Source organism: Treponema sp. R8-4-B8, from assembly GCF_054786175.1.
Genome location: NZ_BDHE01000120.1, coordinates 1 through 1,094, shown reverse-complemented (window position 1 = coordinate 1,094; position 1,094 = coordinate 1). Strand labels below are relative to the sequence as shown.

Annotated in this window: 1 protein-coding gene; it reads right to left on the bottom strand. The window is 48.4% G+C overall.

Annotation, left to right across the window (positions count from 1 at the left end; genetic code table 11):
* Positions 1-1,094 (bottom strand): GH36-type glycosyl hydrolase domain-containing protein (locus tag ACYVRA_RS06700; protein WP_461251970.1); only part of this gene is annotated, 1,094 nt, incomplete at both ends.

Sequence of the window (1,094 nt, the reverse complement as noted above, 5' to 3'; positions counted from 1 at the left end):
TGAATAGGGGATACTTGCCTTTGTCGTGGTAGGGGAGTATGTCATCTAACGAAGCGGTGGTGCCCGTGTATGCGACAGATTTCCAAGCGGTTGGGAAAAGCCACAAGGCGTCATCGGCGCGGTAGGAGGGGTGTCCTGTGCTTTTGCTGTAGGATTCGTCTTCGGGTTTGTCTTCGTGTCCGGGGTTGTGGCTGTACTTAACCAGCGGAAGAGCGCCGCCATGGTTCACTTGGGCGGAAATCATAAACTTGATTTTTTCAAGAGCCATGTCGGGATCAAGGTGGATGATGCCTTGAATATCTTGCACGGTGTCGCGGTAGCCGTAACCGTTGCGCTGTCCGCAGTAAATTAACGAGGCCGCGCGAGACCAAATAAAAGTAATAAAACACTGATAAGCGTTCCATGTGTTGATCATGTTGTTAAAGTTTTCATCTGGGGTTGTAACTTTAAAACCACCCAATTTTTTGTGCCAATAATTTTTTAATTCTGCGACTTCACGGTCGGGAAGAGTCTGGTCCTCGTAACGGGCAACAAGTTCATTTGCCTGCGCTTCACGTTTTTGTCCAAGTAGGAAAACGCACTCGGCGCTTTTGCCGGGCGCAAGCTCGAGTGTTGTGTGCAATGCGCCGCAGGGGTTCATGTTGTAGTTGAGAGTGCCGTCAAGTTTGCCGTTTTCTACAGAGACTGGGTTTCCGTAGTCATGGTAACTGCCTAAGAATTTTGCTCGGTCGCCGCAGTAACTCGCGACCTTCGCTCCGGCAAGGCCAAAAAAGCGCGTCTCCACGCGGCTTTCGTTGACGGCGTTCAGGCAGTTCTCGTTAATTGTTTGCAGGATAAATTTTTCCTTAAAATAAGTCCGTGTAATAAATTGGGTATATTGAAGATTCACCTGATCCTGCTCATAAAAACTTTCGCAGGTAAATTCGACAAAACCAAAGACTGATATTTTTCTCGCCTTTGCTCCTTTGTTGGTAATTTTTAGCCGCCACACCTCGTAATCCGCGCCGTGCGGCACATAGTAGCAGACATCGGAATGTATGTCTTTGTAATCGGCTTCTATCTGGGTGTAGCCTGTACCATGACGGCATATCGAC